19 protein-coding genes are annotated in these 17,403 nt (G+C 65.3%); 9 read left to right on the forward strand and 10 right to left on the reverse strand.

What is annotated here, in order from left to right; genetic code table 11:
- Nucleotides 1–2 precede the first annotated feature (2 nt).
- Complete coding sequence (locus tag ACPTTC_RS32770) at nt 3–887, reverse strand: alpha/beta fold hydrolase (RefSeq protein ID WP_226200158.1); 885 nt, start codon at nt 885–887, stop codon at nt 3–5.
- Nucleotides 888–916: 29 nt separating this feature from the next.
- Entirely contained in the window at nt 917–1,972 is a 1,056-nt protein-coding gene (locus ACPTTC_RS32775) for a sugar phosphate isomerase/epimerase family protein (protein WP_423395502.1), read from the reverse strand.
- Nucleotides 1,973–2,082: 110 nt separating this feature from the next.
- Here ACPTTC_RS32775 and ACPTTC_RS32780 point away from each other — a divergent pair, with 110 nt between their 5' ends.
- Nucleotides 2,083–2,688: a TetR/AcrR family transcriptional regulator gene (locus tag ACPTTC_RS32780; RefSeq protein ID WP_423395757.1), complete on the forward strand. Its 606-nt coding sequence runs from the start codon at nt 2,083–2,085 to the stop codon at nt 2,686–2,688.
- Nucleotides 2,689–3,513: 825 nt separating this feature from the next.
- Nucleotides 3,514–4,548: a helix-turn-helix domain-containing protein gene (locus ACPTTC_RS32785; protein ID WP_423395503.1), complete on the forward strand. Its 1,035-nt coding sequence runs from the start codon at nt 3,514–3,516 to the stop codon at nt 4,546–4,548.
- Nucleotides 4,549–4,621: 73 nt separating this feature from the next.
- Here the strand turns inward: ACPTTC_RS32785 and ACPTTC_RS32790 are convergent, their stop codons facing one another.
- The 8 genes from ACPTTC_RS32790 to ACPTTC_RS32825 form a co-directional block, all read right to left on the reverse strand.
- Nucleotides 4,622–5,008, reverse strand: coding sequence for a nuclear transport factor 2 family protein (locus ACPTTC_RS32790; RefSeq protein WP_423395504.1), 387 nt, complete (start codon nt 5,006–5,008; stop codon nt 4,622–4,624).
- Nucleotides 5,009–5,093: 85 nt separating this feature from the next.
- The gene (gene fdxA / locus ACPTTC_RS32795; protein WP_423395505.1) at nt 5,094–5,417 is read right to left on the reverse strand and encodes a ferredoxin FdxA; all 324 of its coding nucleotides are present in this window, start codon (nt 5,415–5,417) and stop codon (nt 5,094–5,096) included.
- A 28-nt stretch (nt 5,418–5,445) separates the two neighbouring features.
- Entirely contained in the window at nt 5,446–6,690 is a 1,245-nt protein-coding gene (locus ACPTTC_RS32800; RefSeq protein WP_423395506.1) for an ATP-grasp domain-containing protein, read from the reverse strand.
- Nucleotides 6,691–6,723: 33 nt separating this feature from the next.
- Entirely contained in the window at nt 6,724–8,046 is a 1,323-nt protein-coding gene (locus ACPTTC_RS32805; RefSeq protein WP_226200170.1) for an ATP-grasp domain-containing protein, read from the reverse strand.
- A 2-nt stretch (nt 8,047–8,048) separates the two neighbouring features.
- Nucleotides 8,049–9,374 (reverse strand): ATP-grasp domain-containing protein, encoded by a 1,326-nt coding sequence (locus ACPTTC_RS32810; RefSeq protein ID WP_423395507.1) that lies wholly within the window; start codon nt 9,372–9,374, stop codon nt 8,049–8,051.
- Nucleotides 9,375–9,387: 13 nt separating this feature from the next.
- Nucleotides 9,388–9,831: a hypothetical protein gene (locus ACPTTC_RS32815; protein ID WP_423395508.1), complete on the reverse strand. Its 444-nt coding sequence runs from the start codon at nt 9,829–9,831 to the stop codon at nt 9,388–9,390.
- A gap of 12 nt (nt 9,832–9,843) precedes the next feature.
- Nucleotides 9,844–10,128, reverse strand: coding sequence for a hypothetical protein (locus ACPTTC_RS32820; RefSeq protein WP_423395509.1), 285 nt, complete (start codon nt 10,126–10,128; stop codon nt 9,844–9,846).
- A 67-nt stretch (nt 10,129–10,195) separates the two neighbouring features.
- Entirely contained in the window at nt 10,196–10,633 is a 438-nt protein-coding gene (locus tag ACPTTC_RS32825; RefSeq protein ID WP_423395510.1) for a 2Fe-2S iron-sulfur cluster-binding protein, read from the reverse strand.
- Between the two features lie 192 nt (nt 10,634–10,825).
- Between ACPTTC_RS32825 and ACPTTC_RS32830 the strand changes: the two genes are divergently transcribed.
- The 7 genes from ACPTTC_RS32830 to ACPTTC_RS32860 all read left to right on the forward strand — a co-directional run bounded on the left by ACPTTC_RS32830 (nt 10,826) and on the right by ACPTTC_RS32860 (nt 17,334).
- A complete protein-coding gene (locus ACPTTC_RS32830) occupies nt 10,826–11,779 on the forward strand; it encodes an iron-containing redox enzyme family protein (RefSeq protein ID WP_226200176.1) in 954 nt (317 codons plus the stop codon).
- Between the two features lie 112 nt (nt 11,780–11,891).
- A complete protein-coding gene (locus ACPTTC_RS32835; RefSeq protein ID WP_423395511.1) occupies nt 11,892–13,118 on the forward strand; it encodes an MFS transporter in 1,227 nt (408 codons plus the stop codon).
- A 36-nt stretch (nt 13,119–13,154) separates the two neighbouring features.
- A complete protein-coding gene (locus ACPTTC_RS32840; protein ID WP_423395512.1) occupies nt 13,155–14,555 on the forward strand; it encodes a pyridoxal phosphate-dependent decarboxylase family protein in 1,401 nt (466 codons plus the stop codon).
- On the forward strand, nt 14,552–15,058 hold the full coding sequence (locus tag ACPTTC_RS32845; RefSeq protein ID WP_423395513.1) for a disulfide bond formation protein B: 507 nt from the start codon (nt 14,552–14,554) through the stop codon (nt 15,056–15,058). The genes ACPTTC_RS32840 and ACPTTC_RS32845 overlap by 4 nt, the downstream gene beginning before the upstream one ends.
- Before the next feature lie 74 nt (nt 15,059–15,132).
- Nucleotides 15,133–16,158: a CDP-6-deoxy-delta-3,4-glucoseen reductase gene (locus tag ACPTTC_RS32850; protein ID WP_423395514.1), complete on the forward strand. Its 1,026-nt coding sequence runs from the start codon at nt 15,133–15,135 to the stop codon at nt 16,156–16,158.
- Nucleotides 16,159–16,774: 616 nt separating this feature from the next.
- On the forward strand, nt 16,775–16,957 hold the full coding sequence (locus ACPTTC_RS32855; RefSeq protein ID WP_423395515.1) for a hypothetical protein: 183 nt from the start codon (nt 16,775–16,777) through the stop codon (nt 16,955–16,957).
- Nucleotides 16,958–17,085: 128 nt separating this feature from the next.
- Nucleotides 17,086–17,334 (forward strand): hypothetical protein, encoded by a 249-nt coding sequence (locus ACPTTC_RS32860; RefSeq protein ID WP_226200187.1) that lies wholly within the window; start codon nt 17,086–17,088, stop codon nt 17,332–17,334.
- Nucleotides 17,335–17,403 lie beyond the last annotated feature (69 nt).

The following is a 17,403-nucleotide window of genomic DNA, read 5'->3' on the forward strand; positions in this document are numbered from 1 at the left end:
GTTCAGCGGCTCCGTTCCAGGAACGGCAGCAGATGGCCGATGAATGCGTCGGGCGCCTCTTCCATGATGAAGTGGCCGCAATCGGGCACGACCGCGCCCTGCAGGTCCGTCGCGTTGTCGCGCATCGTGACCAGCGGCGCATCGCCGGTGGCATGTTCGGCGCCGATCGCGAGCACCGGCATCGTCAGCTTGCGCTGCGCCCGCGCCTGGTTCTGCCGGATCGTCTCCGGAATCGCGCGGTAATAGGAGAAGCCGCCGCGCAGGCCGCCCGGCGCCGCATAGGCGTCGATATACACATCGACGGCCACGCAATCGCGCCGGAACGACCAGCGGTTGAACATGAACTCCAGATAGGCGCGTTCACGTCCGGCAATCAGCGTCTCGGGCAGATCGGCCAGCTGGTTGAACATGAAATGCCACAGGAAGATGTTCTCTTCCGGCGGAGCGAAGATCGACGGCGCCGGTGCCAGCCCGGGGATCACCGCCTCCGTGAGCGCGAGCGACTTCACCGCCTCGGGCCGATCGCTCGCCAGCGCATAGGCCACCCACATGCCGACGTCGTGGCCGGCCACCTGGTACACATCGAAACCCAGCTGCACCATCACGCGATGCAACGTGGCCGCCGTGTGGCCCGTGTCGTAACCCGCATGCGGCCGGTCGGAATAGCCGGTGCCGGGCGGATCGACCGCGACGGCCATGAAACCGCGCGCGGCGAGCGCCTGCATCACATGACGCCATGCGTACCAGGTTTGCGGCCATCCCGGAATCAGCAGGACCGGGGTGCCTGCGCCGGCCGTCACGCAATGAATGCGCTGGCCGTCGACGCGGACGTATTGATGGGCAACGCGTTGAGCGTCGGCTGACGACGACTGAAGCTGAGCGGACATATTGATGGTTCCTCGCAATGGGGGCCGGCTCAGGCGATGCCGAGCATGTCGTGGATTTGCCGTTGATCGACCGCGGCGCCGGCGAAGTCGTCGAAGATGCGCTCCGTCACCCGGATGATGTGGTCGTTGATGAACGCAACCCCTTCGCGCGCGCCGTCCTCCTGGTCCTTGAGGCAGCATTCCCACTCGATGGTCGCCCATCCTGCATAGTCGTACTGAGCAAATTTCGAAAAAATCGCCTTGAAGTCGACCTGACCGTCGCCGAGCGAGCGGAACCGGCCGGCTCGCTCGAGCCACGACCCGTAGCCGCCGTAAATGCCTTGCCGGCCCGAAGGCAGAAACTCGGCATCCTTCACATGGAACATGCGAATGTGCTCGCGGTAGATATCGATGTACGCGAGATAGTCCAGTTGCTGCAGCACGAAATGGCTCGGATCGAACAGTATCTTGCAGCGTGCGTGCTGGCCGACCAGCGCATGGAAACGCTCGAAGCTGACGCCATCGTGCAGGTCTTCGCTGGGATGGATCTCGTAGCAGAGGTTGACGCCGTTTTCATCGCAGACGTCGAGAATCGGCCGCCAGCGGCGCGCCAGCTCGTCGAAGGCCGTCTCGATCAGGCCGGCGGGCCGTTGCGGGAACGGAAACAGGTAGGGCCACGCGAACGAGCCCGAAAACGTGCCCATGTCGGTCAGCCCCAGGCGTCGGGAAGCCCGCGCAGCCAGCTTGAGCCGATCCAGCGCCCACGCGGTACGCGCGTTCGGGTTGCCACGCACGGCCTCGGGCGCGAAGTTGTCGCACATGGCGTCGTACGCCGGATGCACGGCGACCAGTTGCCCGAAGAGATGCGTGGTCAGTTCGCTGATCTCCAGCCCGTGTTCGGCCAACATGCCCTTCACGTCATCGCAATAGGCCTGGCTTTCCGCGGCCGTCGCCACGTCGAACAGCCGGCCGTCCCACGCGGGAATCTGCAGCGCCTTGAAGCCGACCCCGGCCGCCCATTGCGCGATGTTCGGCAAGCTGTTGAACGGCGCCGCATCGTCGGCGAACTGCGCGAGATGGAGACTGGGGCCCTTGAGGGTACGCATGATCAACTCCTATTGTTTGTTGATCGACAAAGAATAGGCCAGCGGAACGGCGCGTGTCAACACGGCGCGCGATAAAATCGGTGCACGATGTGACGACGGACGAAAGGGATATGGCGGGACGACCGAGAGAATTTGATCGCGACACGGCGCTGAAACGCGCGATGCTGGCGTTCTGGCGACACGGCTACGAAGGCACGTCGATGTCCGACCTGGTCGAAGCGATGGGTATTGCGTCAGCGCGCATCTATGCCGCCTTCGGCAGCAAGGAAGCACTGTTCCAGGAGGCCGTGGCGCTCTACGAGCAAGGCGAAGGCGGCTTCGCCGATCGCGCGCTCGTCGAGGAAACCGATGTCCGCGCAGCCGTCGAACGGATGCTGCGCGACGCCGTCGCCGCCTATACCCGGCGCGGCCAGCCGCACGGCTGCATGGTGGTCTCCGCCGCCACCAACTACTCGGCCGAAAACGAAGGGGTGATGGAATGGCTGGCCGCCCATCGGCGCGCACGCACGCAGTCGATCGTCGAGCGCCTGCAGCTCGCAGCCGAACAGGGGCAACTCGCGCGGGGCACCGACATCAAGGCGCTGGCCGATTTCTACGCGACGCAGTTGCACGGCATTTCAGTGCAATCCCGCGACGGGGTATCGAAAGAGCGGCTGCTCGCCTCCATCGGGCCGGCGATGCTGCCGCTCGCGATGGCGGTGCGCGACGCGGCGTGACGCAGCGTGACGCGGCACGGCTGACGGGACGCGGCGTTCCGGTCGCGACCCGGACGCAGTCGGGAACGCTGAATCGGTGTCACCCTCTGGTTTGAGCACACCAGAAGCAAGCGCAATTCAAGAGCTTCCGGGCCTTGAGGTATCGCCGCTCGCGGCACGTCGCGACCGCCGGGAATATTCGCGCACACGGAATCGCGTCCCACTCCACCCATCCATGCCTCGCGGAAGCGCTCAATGCGCTCCCCCTGATCACTCCCTTGCGCACGTACCGGACGCGCCAGCCACACCACCCCGATCAGCAGCAGAAACAGCAGCTGCGGACAACGCCGGACCTACATTCCGTCGTGCACGACAGCTCGTCCGCAAGGGCATCCGGATGTGGGAAGGCAAAGTTTTCGCAGATGGCGTGATGACGGACATCTGTCGAGCACCCGATTTGCAACATTAGCGCATTTATTCTGGCGCATGCCCTGAGATACAGCGGAAAGCCCACCGGCCCGATTCTTCAAAGCACACAACGCGCCGGCGAAAGATAATCGAAAGAAATATCGGCTTGCAATAGTCGATAAAATTTCAAAAAAACGTAACCACCATTTCACCATCAGGCTATTTTTAATACCTGGGCCGCCCCACAAATTATCCCACGCGATTGAACCCCATTAAAAATAACAGAAACACCCTCAATCCTGACGCAATTCAAACATTCAATAAAATCATATTGATAGAAGAAAATCTATATAGCCACCCACCCCTGCGCACATCACATTCCCTCAAGAAATCCCTCTATAATTTAGCAAACCAAAATACGATATTGAGGGCCACAAGATGAGTAGCTCGACCCACCCGCCTTTCCGTTTCTCTCTGCAGGATTATTCACCTGCAGAACGTCTCGAAGCATGGCAGACCCAGTATTCGATTGCGGAGTTTGCTTTAACCACGCCGATTGACCCGATAATCGACTACCAATTTATCGGCTACACGCTTGGCAACATCTCGGTAGGTAAATGGACCTATCATCATCCGGGGAGCGCGGCTGCTCCGCTCTCGTACGCGCTCAACCGTTCGGCGGCGTTCATTCGGCGAGACGGGATGGACAACTATTCGTTCAACCTGCGGGACGCGGGAAGCGTGCGCGGGGAAATCGATGGACGGCCGGTGTTCGTACAGCCCGGGGATATCCTCGTCGTCGACCAGGCTCGTCCTTATCACCGTGAAATCCAGGCGGGCGACGCGGTCACGCTGCTGGTCGCGCGCGACATGCTGCCGAGCCTGCCGTCGAGCATCCACGGCACCATCTTCAGCGGCGGAATCAGCCAGCTCCTCGACAGCTATCTGAGGAGCCTGCTCGACAAGATCGGCACGCTGTCGCAGTCGGAAGCGCTGCATGCCGAGCAGGCGACGCTGAGCCTGGTGAAGGCGATGCTCAGCCCGACCGCTCAAGAGATCTCGAATGCGCGCAACGAGTTGCTGTCGACCCTGTACGTGAAGATCAAGGAGTACATCCGGCAGAACCTCGAATCGCCGGACCTGTCGCCGGATCGAATCTGCAAGGAAATCGGCATCTCGCGCTCGAGTCTGTACCGGCTGTTCGAGCAGGATGGCGGTGTCGCGAATTACATCCGCAAGCGCCGCCTGCTCGCGATTCACCGCGCGCTGATGTCGCCCGAGAGCCCCCGTCACCGGATCGGCGATCTCGCATACCGATACGGCTTCAACAGCAACACGCAACTCAGCCGCGCATTCAAGCTGGAATTCGGTCACGCGCCGAGCGAAACGCGCGTCGTCGCCGGAAACGCGCAGCATCGCTTGCAGCGACACACGGATACCGACTACAGCGGCTGGCTCGCGCAGATTCGCTGAACCTCGCGGCGAACACAGCGCACGACGGCCCGGCGCGCGCTGCACCGGGCCGGACACGCATCCTGCCAGGCGCTCAGGCGAACGCTGCCACGGCGGCAGCCGTGTCCTCGAAAATCCGATAGTGGCGGATCACGTTGCCCTCGATTCGCGCGACGACGGCGAATTCGCTCTTGAAGGTCCGGCCCGTCTTGCGCACGCGATGTTGCATGTAACCATACGCGAACACGTAATCGTCGGCTTCGGCCCATTTGCGGATCTCGAACTGCTCGGTCTCGAACTGCTCGACCAGCGTGCCGAGCAGGCGCTCGACACCGGCCTTGCCGACAAAGCGTCCGTAGATCGGCAGGTGCTCGGGGCCCTGCGGCTCGAACACCGTTGCGTCGTCGATGACCTCGAGCGCGCCCGGTACGTCACCGGCGCCAACCTTCGAGAAGAACTGTTGCAGCGGATTGAGTGCCATGCAAACCTCCATGAATGGTGAATGGCAAAGCGGGATTGTCGAGACCGGCTCCCGCCGCGACGCCGGTATATCGTCGTATCGCCGGCTAGGATTCGAGCAGCGCGAGCTTGCCGTCGACATTCGCCCAGCGGGCCGCGTCGACCGGCGGCAGCTGGCTGCGCGTGATGCTCGGCCACGTCCTCGACAGCGTCGCGTTCAACGCGACGAACGCGTACTGCACCGCCGGCACTTCATCGGCGGGAAAGATCGCGCCGACCGGGCATTCGGCACGACACACGCCGCAGTCGATGCACTCGTCCGGGTCGATGACCAGAAAATTTGCGCCTTCGTGAAAGCAATCGACCGGACACACCTCGACGCAATCGGTGTAGCGGCATTTGATGCAGTTTTCCGTGATCACGTGTGCCATGTTCGGCTCCTGTCGAAAGGCCCGTGCGTCAGGAGGACGCCGGCACGGAGACGCACAGCGACGCGGATGCGAACAGCCGCTCGATCCACTCGCGCGTCTCGTCCGGGCTCGGCGTGCCGATGATCCCCGCGAGCGGGGTTTCGCGCGCCGAGTACGTGATATTCGATGCGAACGCGCGGCCCGTCTCGAGTTCGGCCCAGGCGAGTACCGCGGGGCTCGAGCGGAACGGCTCGATGCCGGAGAACCCGTGGAAACTGCCGCCTTGCACGTGATGGCCCGGAAACACGAACCAGCCATGCCAGAGCTGCTGCGCGAACGCGGTGCGCGCCGGCAGGCTAGCCGGCGCGCCGGTCAGCAGTTGCAGTTCGACCGACGGCAGGTGGATGCCGGTGGCGAGTTCGAACGTCGCGACCACGTCTGCACCGCCGACCCGGTTGCCGACTTCGAGGAACACCAGTTCGCCGTCCTGTTCGATCGCTTCCAGGTGGAAGCTGCCCGTGTCGATGCGCACCGCGGCCAGCACGCGCTCGACCCAGCGCCGGGCCGTGTCGCTCAGCGCGAAATGGAACGACCCGAGCGGCTGGCCCGCCGCATAGCCGAGGCAGGTGCCGACATAGCGGCTCGCGGTAACCGCGCGTGGCGTGCCGTCGACGACGATGCCGTCGAAATGCAGAATCGGGCCGTCGACGAATTCCTCCAGCTGAAAGTCCTCGATACCCGGCGCGTCCGAATCGAGCGCGGCGACGCCCGTGCAGCGCGCCGCCAACGCATCGAACAGCGCGGCGGGCGTATCGAACACGACGACGTCGGCACTCGACGCGCCGCTGTGCGGCTTCAGCACCGTCTTGCCGTGCCACGGCGCGTGCCCCTGCGCCTCGATCCATGTGCGCAACGGCAGGAAGCGCGGCACGCGCACACCGGCGTCGCGCACCGCCGCCTTCATTTTCACCTTGTCGCGCACCAGCATCACTGCTTCGACCGATTTTCCGGCGATGCCGAATCGCACCCGCAGCTTCGCCGCGTCGATCAATTCGTACTCCGACAAGGAAATGACGGCATCGAATCGCTGTGGACGGGCTGCGAGCCACGCACTCGCTTCATCGAACGCGGACGCGAGGCCGGCCCGCTCGACACGCGAGCAGCGCAGCGCCGCAGGAATCGTGTCGAGCATGTCGCGCTTGCCGAAATACGTGACGTCGTGTCGATCGTGATCGATGCCGCGCGCATAGTCGATGCGCGGATAGGGCACGCGGTGCAATACGAGAATGTTCATCGCGGTCTCCGGACCAGTTGATTGACGATGGCGTCACGCCGCCGCGCGCACTTCACAGGCCGCATCGAGTGCCGCCGGCCAGCTCGCGCGCAGCGTCGCGACGACATCGCGAATATCGGCGTCACCCGGTTCGAGCGTGATGCAGGCGAGCGCGACAAAATCGGCGTTGTCGCGTGCGATCGCGTGAACGAAGCGCCGATCCGCGTGCAGCCATTCGAAGCCCTGAGATTGCAGCGCGCCGTCGCGCAAGCCGAGCGTGCGCACCGTGTCGGCAATCGCGTCGCCGAGCGGGTCCGCGCCGGCACGCACGTCCTGCGGTGAAAACTGCCGGTCGTATGCCACGCCCAGCATCACCGCGGCAGCGAAGCGCGCGGGCGCCGGCAGCGTCACGGGCGGCGCGACGCCCCACACCGTGTCGATCCACGCGTGAAACAGATCGACGCCGTAAGCCCAGCGCGCGAGCCACCAGATCTTCATGCCTGCCGGACGCCGGTTCGGTTCGACGACAGCGGCCCGCAACCCGTCGTCGCTGAGCTTGATCTCGTTGTGAAACGGGCCGTCGCGTTGCCCGACCAGCAGATTGGCGAGGCGGCCCGCGCGCGTGAGCGTGTCCGCTTCGTGATCGGCGAGCCGCGACGGCAGGATCTGCGCGACCTCGACCGGATAGCGGCCGGTCGCGCTGACCTTCTCGGTCGTAAACGCCAGCGCACCCAGGCCGTCGAACGAGAATTCGCGCGCGAACGGAATGAACGCTTCGCAGATCACGCCGCGCGACACATACGGCGCGACCTCGCCGAACGCGGCCTCCAGGCTGTCGCCATCGCGCACGACCACCACGCCGCGGTTGTTGCCCTCGCACGACGGCTTGACGACGAAGCCCCCCGGATGCGCCGCAGCGAAGCGCCGCAGATCGTCGACCGACGCTGCCTCCGCGTAGTCCGGCACCATCACGCGCTGCGCTTCAAGCAGTGCACGCACGCGGTGCTCCGCGACCCGATACGCGTGCTTGCTGAACGCACCGGCCGCGAGCGACGCGGAATCGACCGCAAGGCCGAGCCGCTCCAGCAGCGCGGCGCCCTGCTGGACCGCGTTGTCCGAGAACACGATACCGGCCCGCAGGTCGCCCGCAATGCCCGCGAGCTGCGCAACGGCGGCATCGACGAAACCGTCCGCGAGCGGATCGAGATCGATCACGTCGTCGCAGATACGCCGGTCACGTTCGCTCGGGCCTGAACGGATCAGCACCGTCCGGGCGCCGTAGCGCTCGCGCGCGTAGCGCGCCAGGTGTGCGACGTCTTCCACCCGGCTCAGGTTGTAATCGACGATCAACAGCGTCGATGCGGAACGAGCAGTCATGATCAGGCTCCCAGCGCGGGTTCGGCGACCCGGTAGTGCACGGTGATGGCATCCACGGAAGCCGCGAGCAGCGTGTCGAGTTCGGCGTCGCGTTGCGCGCGGCTCATCGACCACAACAACTGGCCGAGGAATACTTCGCGTGATGCCGGATCGACTTCGTCGCCGGGCTTCAGCAGCACCTGCGTCACCACGGGCTCGCGCGGCAGCGGATTGAGCGCGATCGACTCGATCCGCCCCGGCGACGCGAAGTAGACGCGAAAGACCGTCGCGTTCGGCCCCGCCGCACGGCCGTCGGCGCCGTAGGCAAGGTGTGCGAGCGACGCGCGCGCGGCATCGGCATCCAGCAGGAGCACGGCAAGCCACATGTCGAGCAGGTTCGCCGCGCCATTGAGCGCCTTGACGCTCGGCGAAATCAGGCTGCCGCCCACGCGCGGATTGATCTCGATCAGATCCCATCGAGCGCCGTCGAAACGGGCCTCGACGTGGAAGCAGCCCCAGTCGAGTGCAAGGTGCGCGAACACCTTGCCGAGCCACGCGATGCCGGCCGCGCATGCGTGTGCGGCGATCGATACCGGCGGGCTGGTGCAGCTGTCTTCCAGCACGGTGCCGTTCGCTTCGGTCAGTTCGCATTTCTCGTGGATCGCGACCACATACTGACGGCCGTCGATCGCCAGCACCTCGAAGCTGCATTCGGTTCCGCTCACGTACTCTTCCGCGATGAACCGCACACCGTCGCCGAGCACCGAGGCATAGACCGTGTCCGCCCGCGCTTCGGCCGCGATCGCCTCGAGCGTCGCCCAGGTCGTGTCGTGCGTGAGCCGGAAGGCGCCATACGACGCGATACCCTGCACCGGCTTCACGAAATAGTCGCCGCCCGTCGCCTGCAGCGCGCGCAGCACGTCCGGCGTGAGCGCACGGGCGGTTCGGCTGGAGAGGCCGGCCGCATGCAGCGCGTTGCGGACCTGCAGCTTGTCGCGCAGCGATTCGACGCGTGCGGGTGCGAGATCCGCGACGCCCAGGCGTGCATTCGCATGCGCCATCAGCCCGCGGTAGCCTTCCCATACCGAAATGCAGGCGCGCACCCGCACGCCGCGCACCTGCAACGCGTCGAGCGTGCGGTCGACATCCTCCTCCGACAGCGCGTGTGCGTCGCCCGCATAAACGCCGGCCGCCAGCGCGCGCAGCGCGTCGAGGCGCCCCGCGTGCTCCGGCAGCGGCCGGGAAGTCAGGACGTACGCATGCAATTGCCGCTGGCCGATCGCCGCGACCAGATCCTCGACGAACGAATAACCGCAGTGACTCAGAATCAGAACGCCATCAGCCAGCATGTCGGCTCTCCCGTCAGGCTGCCGCCTTCAGCGTCGACGCAATCTTGTCGTCGTACAGTTCCTTGAAATACAGCGCGAGAACCGTCTGGTGTTCGCCCAGATAGCGCTTCAGCGCCGCGATGTCATCGTCGTCGCGCAGCAGGTAGCGGATCGCCGCCCACACTTCGCCCGGATGGTCGTCGTTGATGTCGGTGTGCGAATGCGCGATCTGCCCGCCGATGTTCTGCTCGCCGACCGAATCCTTCAGCGCCTCGATCTTGCGCGGCTCGAGTTTCACGTTCACGTACTCGACCAGATACGAGTACGCAACGACGCCGAGCGGGCCCTCGTGATCGAGCAGATACGAAAAGTAGCCGGTCAGCAGCTTCGTCGACAGGTACGGCTCCGTCGCGAGAAACGCATCGCGCGTGACGCCGGCGCGCTCGAGATCCTGGATGAACAGGTCGTCGTGCAGCATTTCCTCGCGCTCTTAGTTCGCCCAGATCTGCGCCGCTTCCGGGCTGCGCTTCGCGATCTCGGCGAGGGCCTTCGATTCCGACACGCGCAGCAGCCGGATGCGCCACGCCGTTTCGATCAGGTGGCGACGGTAGTATTCGCTGTCGACGGACTTGCCTTCGAGGTGCGCGGCGTACGGCACGGTGTCATACCACGTGTCGATCTGACGATCGATCAGCGCATCGATCTCGCTGCGCAACTGCGCGGCCGCGGCTGCATTCAGGAACGGCGTACGGTGCTCGAGACCGGCGTTTTTCACACGATTACTCATAAGAAATCCTATATAAATGACGTGGAGACAGGCATGGAACGCAACGTTGATGGATTCAGCCGTCGGGCGTGGCGACCTGCACGGTCGCCGCGCCGGTCAGCCGGCATTGACACGCGAGCCTGAAGCGCTCGTCCGGATAGCCGAGCGTGCGGAGAAAGGCCGTCTCTTCCCCTTGCCGGCTGCCGAGATTGGGCAGGCCGTCCAGGACTTCGATGACACAGGCGCCGCACGCACCTGCCCGGCAGCCGAACGGAATCGATTCCTGTCCGTGCAGCTCGAAGTCAAGCTCCGTCAGCGCGGCGCGATCCGGAAGCCATACTTCGATACCCTGCGGCAGCAACGTCAGTCTGTGCATCGCTTCATCCTCCGTGTCCATCCGGACCGCCGTCACCTGCGAACGCAGCAGCGAACCCGGTGCACGTAATGTATGAAAAGCGCGGCCGCCACCGTTAGCGTTTTTGTCCCAACAAACCGACGATTCGTTTCTGTGCATGCGCCCACGCCGAATGCCGTGCGGATGGGACGCACTGTCAATCCATTGAGACGCGCCGGCTAACCGTCGCGCATCGCGTTCAGTACATTTCCCATCATCGTCGGCTTCGCAGCGCGGCCTTGCGCCGGTGTGCGCCGCCAGCGGAGTCGAATGGTCCGCAATCCCTCCCATCCCGAGACTGGAGCGACAAGCATGTCTACGCAAGCGATTCAAGCAGCAGCGCAGCACCTGATCCGCGCGGCACACGGCCCCGAAGCGGCCGACGTTCCCCGCTGCAATACGCTCGACGCACAGAAGCGCCTGAACGCGTTCTATCTGCGCGAACTCGCGCCGCCGAGCGCATACGACACGATTCCGCAACCGGCGGAGTACGACGAGATCCTGGCGCTGGAAAGCGAGTGGAATCTCCACGAGGAATCGCGTCTCGACCTGTCCGGGCTGCCCGAGAACGCCGAACAGCTCGAAGAGTGGTACTACACGCTGCGTCGCACGAATCGCGAAGCCGTCGCGCCATTCTTCCGCTTTCTCGCAGAGGAAGCGACGCTCGAACAGCTCGCGTTCTACGTCTGCCTCGAAGCCCAGGTCGACGGACGCTTCGACGACACGATCGCGCTGTCGCAGATCGGGATGCTGGGCGACATGAAGCTCGCGGTCGCAGAGAACTTCTGGGACGAAATGGGGCTCGGCGAGCTGGAAGGCATGCACACGCTGCTGTTCGGCAAGGCCGAGCCGCATTTCCGGCAGTACCTGCAGCGCTTCGATCCGTCGATCCTGTCGTCGGCCCTCGCGCTGAAGAACGGCAACCTGCTGTCGATGTACGCGCTGCGTCGCTGGTACGTGGTCCGTCTGCTCGGCACGCTGACGCTGCTCGAGGACACGGTGCCGTACCGCTTCTCGAAGATGGTGAAGGGCATGCGCCGCCACCAGGTGCCCGAGGAAGTCATCGCGTACCACGTGCTGCACACGAAGATCGACGTGGTGCACGGCAATAGCCTGGTGAAGCGCGTGCTGCTGCCGCTCGCCACGCAAAACCCGGCCGCGATCCGGGACATCTGCATCGGCTGCCTGATCCGCTTCAACGTCGAGAAGGATTACTACGAAGGCGCCGGCCAGGTGATGGAGAACATGCGCCAGTCGCTGCAGTAACGCGGCAGCGCGGGCTACCCCACGCGCCTGGCCGTTTCCCGGGGCGGTCCGCGCGACCAGCGTGCGCCGCCCCGTCTGCCTTCTTCATGCCGGTTCGCTACCCATCACCATCATGAGCCTCGAACAACTGTCGCCGCTACAGCGCGCCCCGCAGACCCGCGCGGCGCCCACCCACGCCACGCTGACGCGTCCGGTTACGCTGCTGTTCGCGACGACGGCCGGATTCGCCGTCGCCAACGTCTACTACGCGCAGCCGTTGCTCGACACGCTCGCGCACCAGTTCGACATCTCGCGCGCCGCCATCGGCGGCATCATGACGATCACGAGCATCTGCTACGGGCTCGGCCTCCTGCTCCTCGTTCCGCTCGGCGATCTGTGGGATCGGCGCCGGATGATCCTGATCCAGTCGGTCGTCTGTGCGCTCGCACTGCTGTCGATCGCCACCGCCACGCACGCGTCCGTGCTGTTCGCCGGCATGGCGCTGATCGGCTTTCTGAGCGTCGTCACCCAGGTGCTCGTGTCGTTCGCGGCAGGGCTCGCCGAGCCGGCGGAACGCGGGCAGGTCGTCGGCACGGTGACGAGCGGCATCGTGCTCGGCATCCTGCTCGCGCGCACGTTCTCGGGCGCGATCGCCGACCTCGCGGGATGGCGCGCGGTGTATTTCACGTCGGCCAGCGTCATGCTGCTGCTCGCCATCGTCCTGTCGCGCGTACTCCCGCACCATCGCCTTCCGGGTGTCGCCGAGCCGTATCCGCGCCTGATCGCGTCGGTCTTTTCACTGTTCGCGCAGGAGCGCGTGCTGCGCGTGCGCGCCTTCATCGCCTTCCTGCACTTCGCGGCCGCGATGACGCTCTGGACGCCGATGGTGCTGCCGCTCAGCGCGCCGCCGCTGTCGCTGTCGCACACGGCGATCGGGCTGTTCGGGCTCGCGGGCGCGGCCGGCGCGCTCGGCGCCGCACGCGCGGGCCGTCTCGCCGATCGCGGCTTTGCGCAATGGACGTCCGGCATCGGGCTCGCGCTGATGCTCGTGTCATGGCTGCCCACCGCGCTCATGATGCATTCGCTCGTGGCGCTCGTGGTGGGCGTCGTCGCGTTCGACCTCGGCCTGCAAGCGGTGCACGTGACCAACCAGAGCCTGATCTACGGCGTGCGCCCCGACGCACGCAGCCGCCTGACGGCCGGCTACATGCTGCTCTACGCCGCCGGCTGCGCGTCCGGCTCGATCGCGTCGACCTGCGTGTATGCGCGCTTCGGCTGGGCCGGCGTCTGTACGCTCGGCGCCGCGTTCAGCGCGACCGCGCTGCTGTTCTGGTATGCGACGTTGCGCCCGCGCGCGTGATGTCCGTTTCTTTCCTCCACCCACCTCACTGACAGCATGGACGCCAAACTCTCACACGACCTCGTCGGCATCGAAGCGGTGCTGCAGCGTACCCTCGATCACGCGCTCGACGTGCTGGACCGCATCGACGAGCGCCCGGCCGCACTCGCGCCGCCCGCTGCCGTGCCGCGACCGCTGCCGTCGCAGGGCCCCGGCTTCGACGCGGCACTCGACGATTTCCTGGCGCGCTGGGCGCCCGGTTTCTCCGGGAGCGCCGGCGCGCGCTACCTCGGCTTCGTGACGGGCGGCGCAACGCCCGCCGCGCTCGCCGGCGACTGGCTGACCAGCGTGTACGACCAGAACCCGACGGCGGGTATCGACAGCTCGGCGCCCGATCTCGAGCGCGAAACCGTCGCACGGCTGCGCGAGCTGTTCGGATTGTCGGACGCGCAGCAGGGCGTGCTCGTCAGCGGCGCGACGATGTCGAACCTGGTCGGGCTCGCCATCGGCCGCGAATGGCTGGGCGAACGCTGCCCGGAGCGTGTCGACATCGCGGAGGATGGCGTGGGCATGCTGCCGCCGATTCGCGTGCTGTCCGGCACCCCGCACTCGAGCATCTACAAGGCGCTGTCCGTGCTCGGCATCGGGCGTCGCGCGGTACGGAAGATCCCGACGCTGAAGGACCGCGAGGCGATCGACGTCGATGCGCTCGAGGCCGCGTTGCAGCGTTTCGAGGGCGAGCCGGTGATCGTCGTCGCGAACGCCGGCACCGTCAATACCGTCGACTACGACGCGTTGCAGGCGATCGGTGCGCTCCGTTCGCGCTATCCGTTCTGGCTGCACGTCGATGCGGCGTTCGGCGCGTTCGCGGCGCTGTCGCCCGATCACGCCGCGCTCGTGCGCGGCCTCGACGACGCCGATTCGATCTGCATCGACCTGCACAAGTGGCTGAACGTGCCGTACGACGCCGCGGTTCAGTTCAGCCGCCGGCGCGACCTGCAGGTGCGGGTCTTCCAGAACAGCTCCGCGTACCTGGGCGTGCCGACCGACAATCCGGACTTCGTCCACCTGACGCCGGAGAATTCGCGCCGGCTGCGCGCGCTGTCGACCTGGTTCGCGCTTGCCGCGTACGGCCGCGACGGCCATGCGGAAATCGTCCGGCGCAACATCGCGCTCGCGCACCGGCTCGGCAGGCAGATTGCCGAGCAGCCGGGCCTTGCGTTGCTGGCGCCGACCCGCGTCAACGTCGTCTGCTTCACGCTCGCCGAGCAGCCCGACGAGGCACGCATCAACGCGTACATGCGCGCAGTGCGCGACCTCGGCGACGTCTTCATCACGACGACGGTCCATGCGGGCACCTGGGGCTTGCGCGCCGCGTTCTGCAACTGGCGGACCGACGAACGCGATGTCGACCGCGTGTTCGCGTCGCTGGTCAGCGCACTCGGAGCACTGCGATGAGCGCCCCGATCGACGCCACGCGGGCGGAGCGATGGACGCTGCTGACGATCGGCGCGGCCAGCCTTGCGCTCGTCGCCGGCGCACTGTGGATCCAGCTGGCGTGGCAGGAAGATCCGTGCCCGCTGTGCATCATCCAGCGCTACCTGTTCCTGCTGATCGCACTATTCTCGTTCGCGGCGGCAGCAAGCGGGCGCCGCGTCGCGTTGCTGCGCGGACTCTCGCTGGCGACTGCCCTGGCCGGCGCGGCGGTCGCGATACGGCACATCTACGTGCAGGCCCACCCGGGCTTCAGTTGCGGCTTTGATGCATTGCAGCCGGTGGTCGACAGCCTGCCGCCCGCGCACTGGCTGCCGCTGGTCTTCAAGGTGGGCGGGTTGTGCGAAACGCCGTATCCGCCGATTCTCGGGCTCTCGCTGCCGATGTGGGCGCTGGCGGGGTTTGCCGCGATTGCGGCAGCGCTCGGCTGGCGGATACGCGCGCAAGCGGTCATCCGCGCCGCCTGATTCCTCCCTCTGATGCGCGGACGCGCGGTGTGATCGAACGACACCCTTGTCCGCACACCGCCGTCAAGGACACCATGACATTCAAAGTCGCGCTGACGCAAAGCGGCCGGCAATTCCAGGTCGAGCCGGACGAAACCGTGCTGGCCGCGGCGCTGCGCCAGAACGTCCACCTGCCGTACGGCTGCAGGAACGGCGCGTGCGGCTCCTGCAAAGGCCAGATCGTGTCGGGCCAGATCGAACAGGGCCCGCACGCCGCCTCGGCACTGTCCAACGACGAGCGCACGCGCGGCCTCGCGCTGCTGTGCTGCTCGAAGGCGCAGTGCGATCTCGAGATCGACGTGCGTGAGATCGCCGGCGTCGACGGCGTGCAGGTCAAGAAGCTGCCGTGCCGGATCGCCGCACTCGAGCGCAAGGCCGACGACGTGATGGTCGTGAAGCTCCAGTTGCCCGCCAACGAACGCCTGCAGTATCTCGCGGGCCAATACGTCGAGTTCATCCTGAAGGACGGCTCGCGCCGCAGCTACTCGATGGCGAACGCGCCGCACGAGGAGGGCCCGATCGAGCTGCATATCCGCCACATGCCGGGCGGCAAGTTCACCGACCACGTGTTCGGCGCGATGAAGGAGCGCGACATCCTGCGCTTCGAAGGCCCGCTCGGCACGTTCTTCCTGCGCGAAGATTCCGACAAGCCGATCGTGCTGCTCGCATCGGGCACGGGCTTCGCACCGATCAAGGCGATCGTCGAGCACGTGAAGCACACGGGCATCACGCGCCCGATGACGCTCTACTGGGGCGCGCGCCGCAAAAAGGACATCTACCTCGGCGAGCTCGCCGAACAGTGGGCGCGCGAGATTCCGAACTTCAAGTACGTGCCGGTGCTCTCCGAGCCGGACGCCGGCGACCAGTGGACGGGCCGCACCGGCTTCGTCCATCGCGCGGTGATCGAGGACCTCCCCGATCTGTCGGGCCACCAGGTGTATGCCTGCGGCGCGCCGGTGATGGTCGAATCCGCGCAGCGCGATTTCATTCGGCACCATCGGTTGGCGAACGGCGAGTTTCTGGCGGATTCGTTCACGACGTCGATGCCGATGCCCTTGTAACGGGTTCGGGGCGCCGGTCAGCGCCGCAACCGAAATCCATGGAAAGACGGGCTGCCAAGCGCCCGAAGCGAAGTGGCGATCGAGTGCCTTCAATGCGACTACAACGACATCGGGATCCCGATCGAACATTGCGTCAATTGACGCCACGATCCAGCGCTGAGCAGCTCGTGTCGGAAGGGCGCACGGAACACCTGCTGCGTGACGTCACATCGATCGAGATTGGTGCGGCGGGATAGGGTCGGGTACACCCGTTGCGGGTTTGCAAAATTGCAGCTGCTCTCACGTCGTAGCCAGCCTATGTTCAGCGAAAAAACAGGGTGCGACGCATACCGGCTTGGACGTGGTTCCGCGGCATGTTCCCACCCCATCTCTTCAAATGCCCGCTTGATGAGCGGGCATTTTCTGTTTCGCTCCCCTTCGTCCGATTGTCCGCGCGAAAGCGTGTATTTCGCACCCGCTCGCACGCAACGAGTGGTTGTTTGTGAACCTTGGATATAGGGCGCTACCGATCAGGTAGAGGGCGAGCGTACCGTCCCCAGGATTGTGGAGGCGGTTCGTCTGCGCGGCATGACGCAGGACTTCGGAATCCTTGCTGCAAGACGCCTAGAATTCAGTCATGGCTGCATTCCACAAGGAGGCTGTCATGACTCAGTCGATGATTGGATGGGTGGTTGGTCTTGCGGCGATCGCGGTGGTTGCAGTCGCGTTGGCGCGCCGTTTCCAGAGCGAACATCCAGGTATGCACGTCGTTCAATGGTTGGATTCCCATCACTTGGGGTGGATGCATCGCAAACATTGACATCTCCGCGCAGGCGGCGATAACGCCGCCTTGCCGAAGTTTGCCGGGGACCACGCTCACGGACGCCGCCGGGCGAGTGAATTCGGCTATGTCGTTGTCTCACCAAGTGTCTTGGCAAGGAAGGCATCATGGATGACGAAGTGTGTACGACCCATACGCACGTGGCGCGCCTTCGCGTGATGAAGACCGTGTCTGGGCGCTATCGCGGCATCGTCCACTTGCACCGCATCGGAGAGGATCCAGGCTTCTCCGAACAACACGATACCGAAGGGGATTTTGCGACGAACGTGGAAGCGCGCGACGCCGCTCGGTCACTCGCGCGCGCTTTGCTCGAAGAAAAAATCCAGGGGTACGAAAAGACGCAGGGAATCGATTGAACCAGCCTCGCGGCTCGGTCGTTACGCAGCCTCGATCGATAACACGACGTTCGTCAGCGCGTCGCGCGG

Origin of the sequence: Burkholderia mycopellens, assembly GCF_964265025.1 — a bacterium.
GTDB lineage: Bacteria > Pseudomonadota > Gammaproteobacteria > Burkholderiales > Burkholderiaceae > Burkholderia.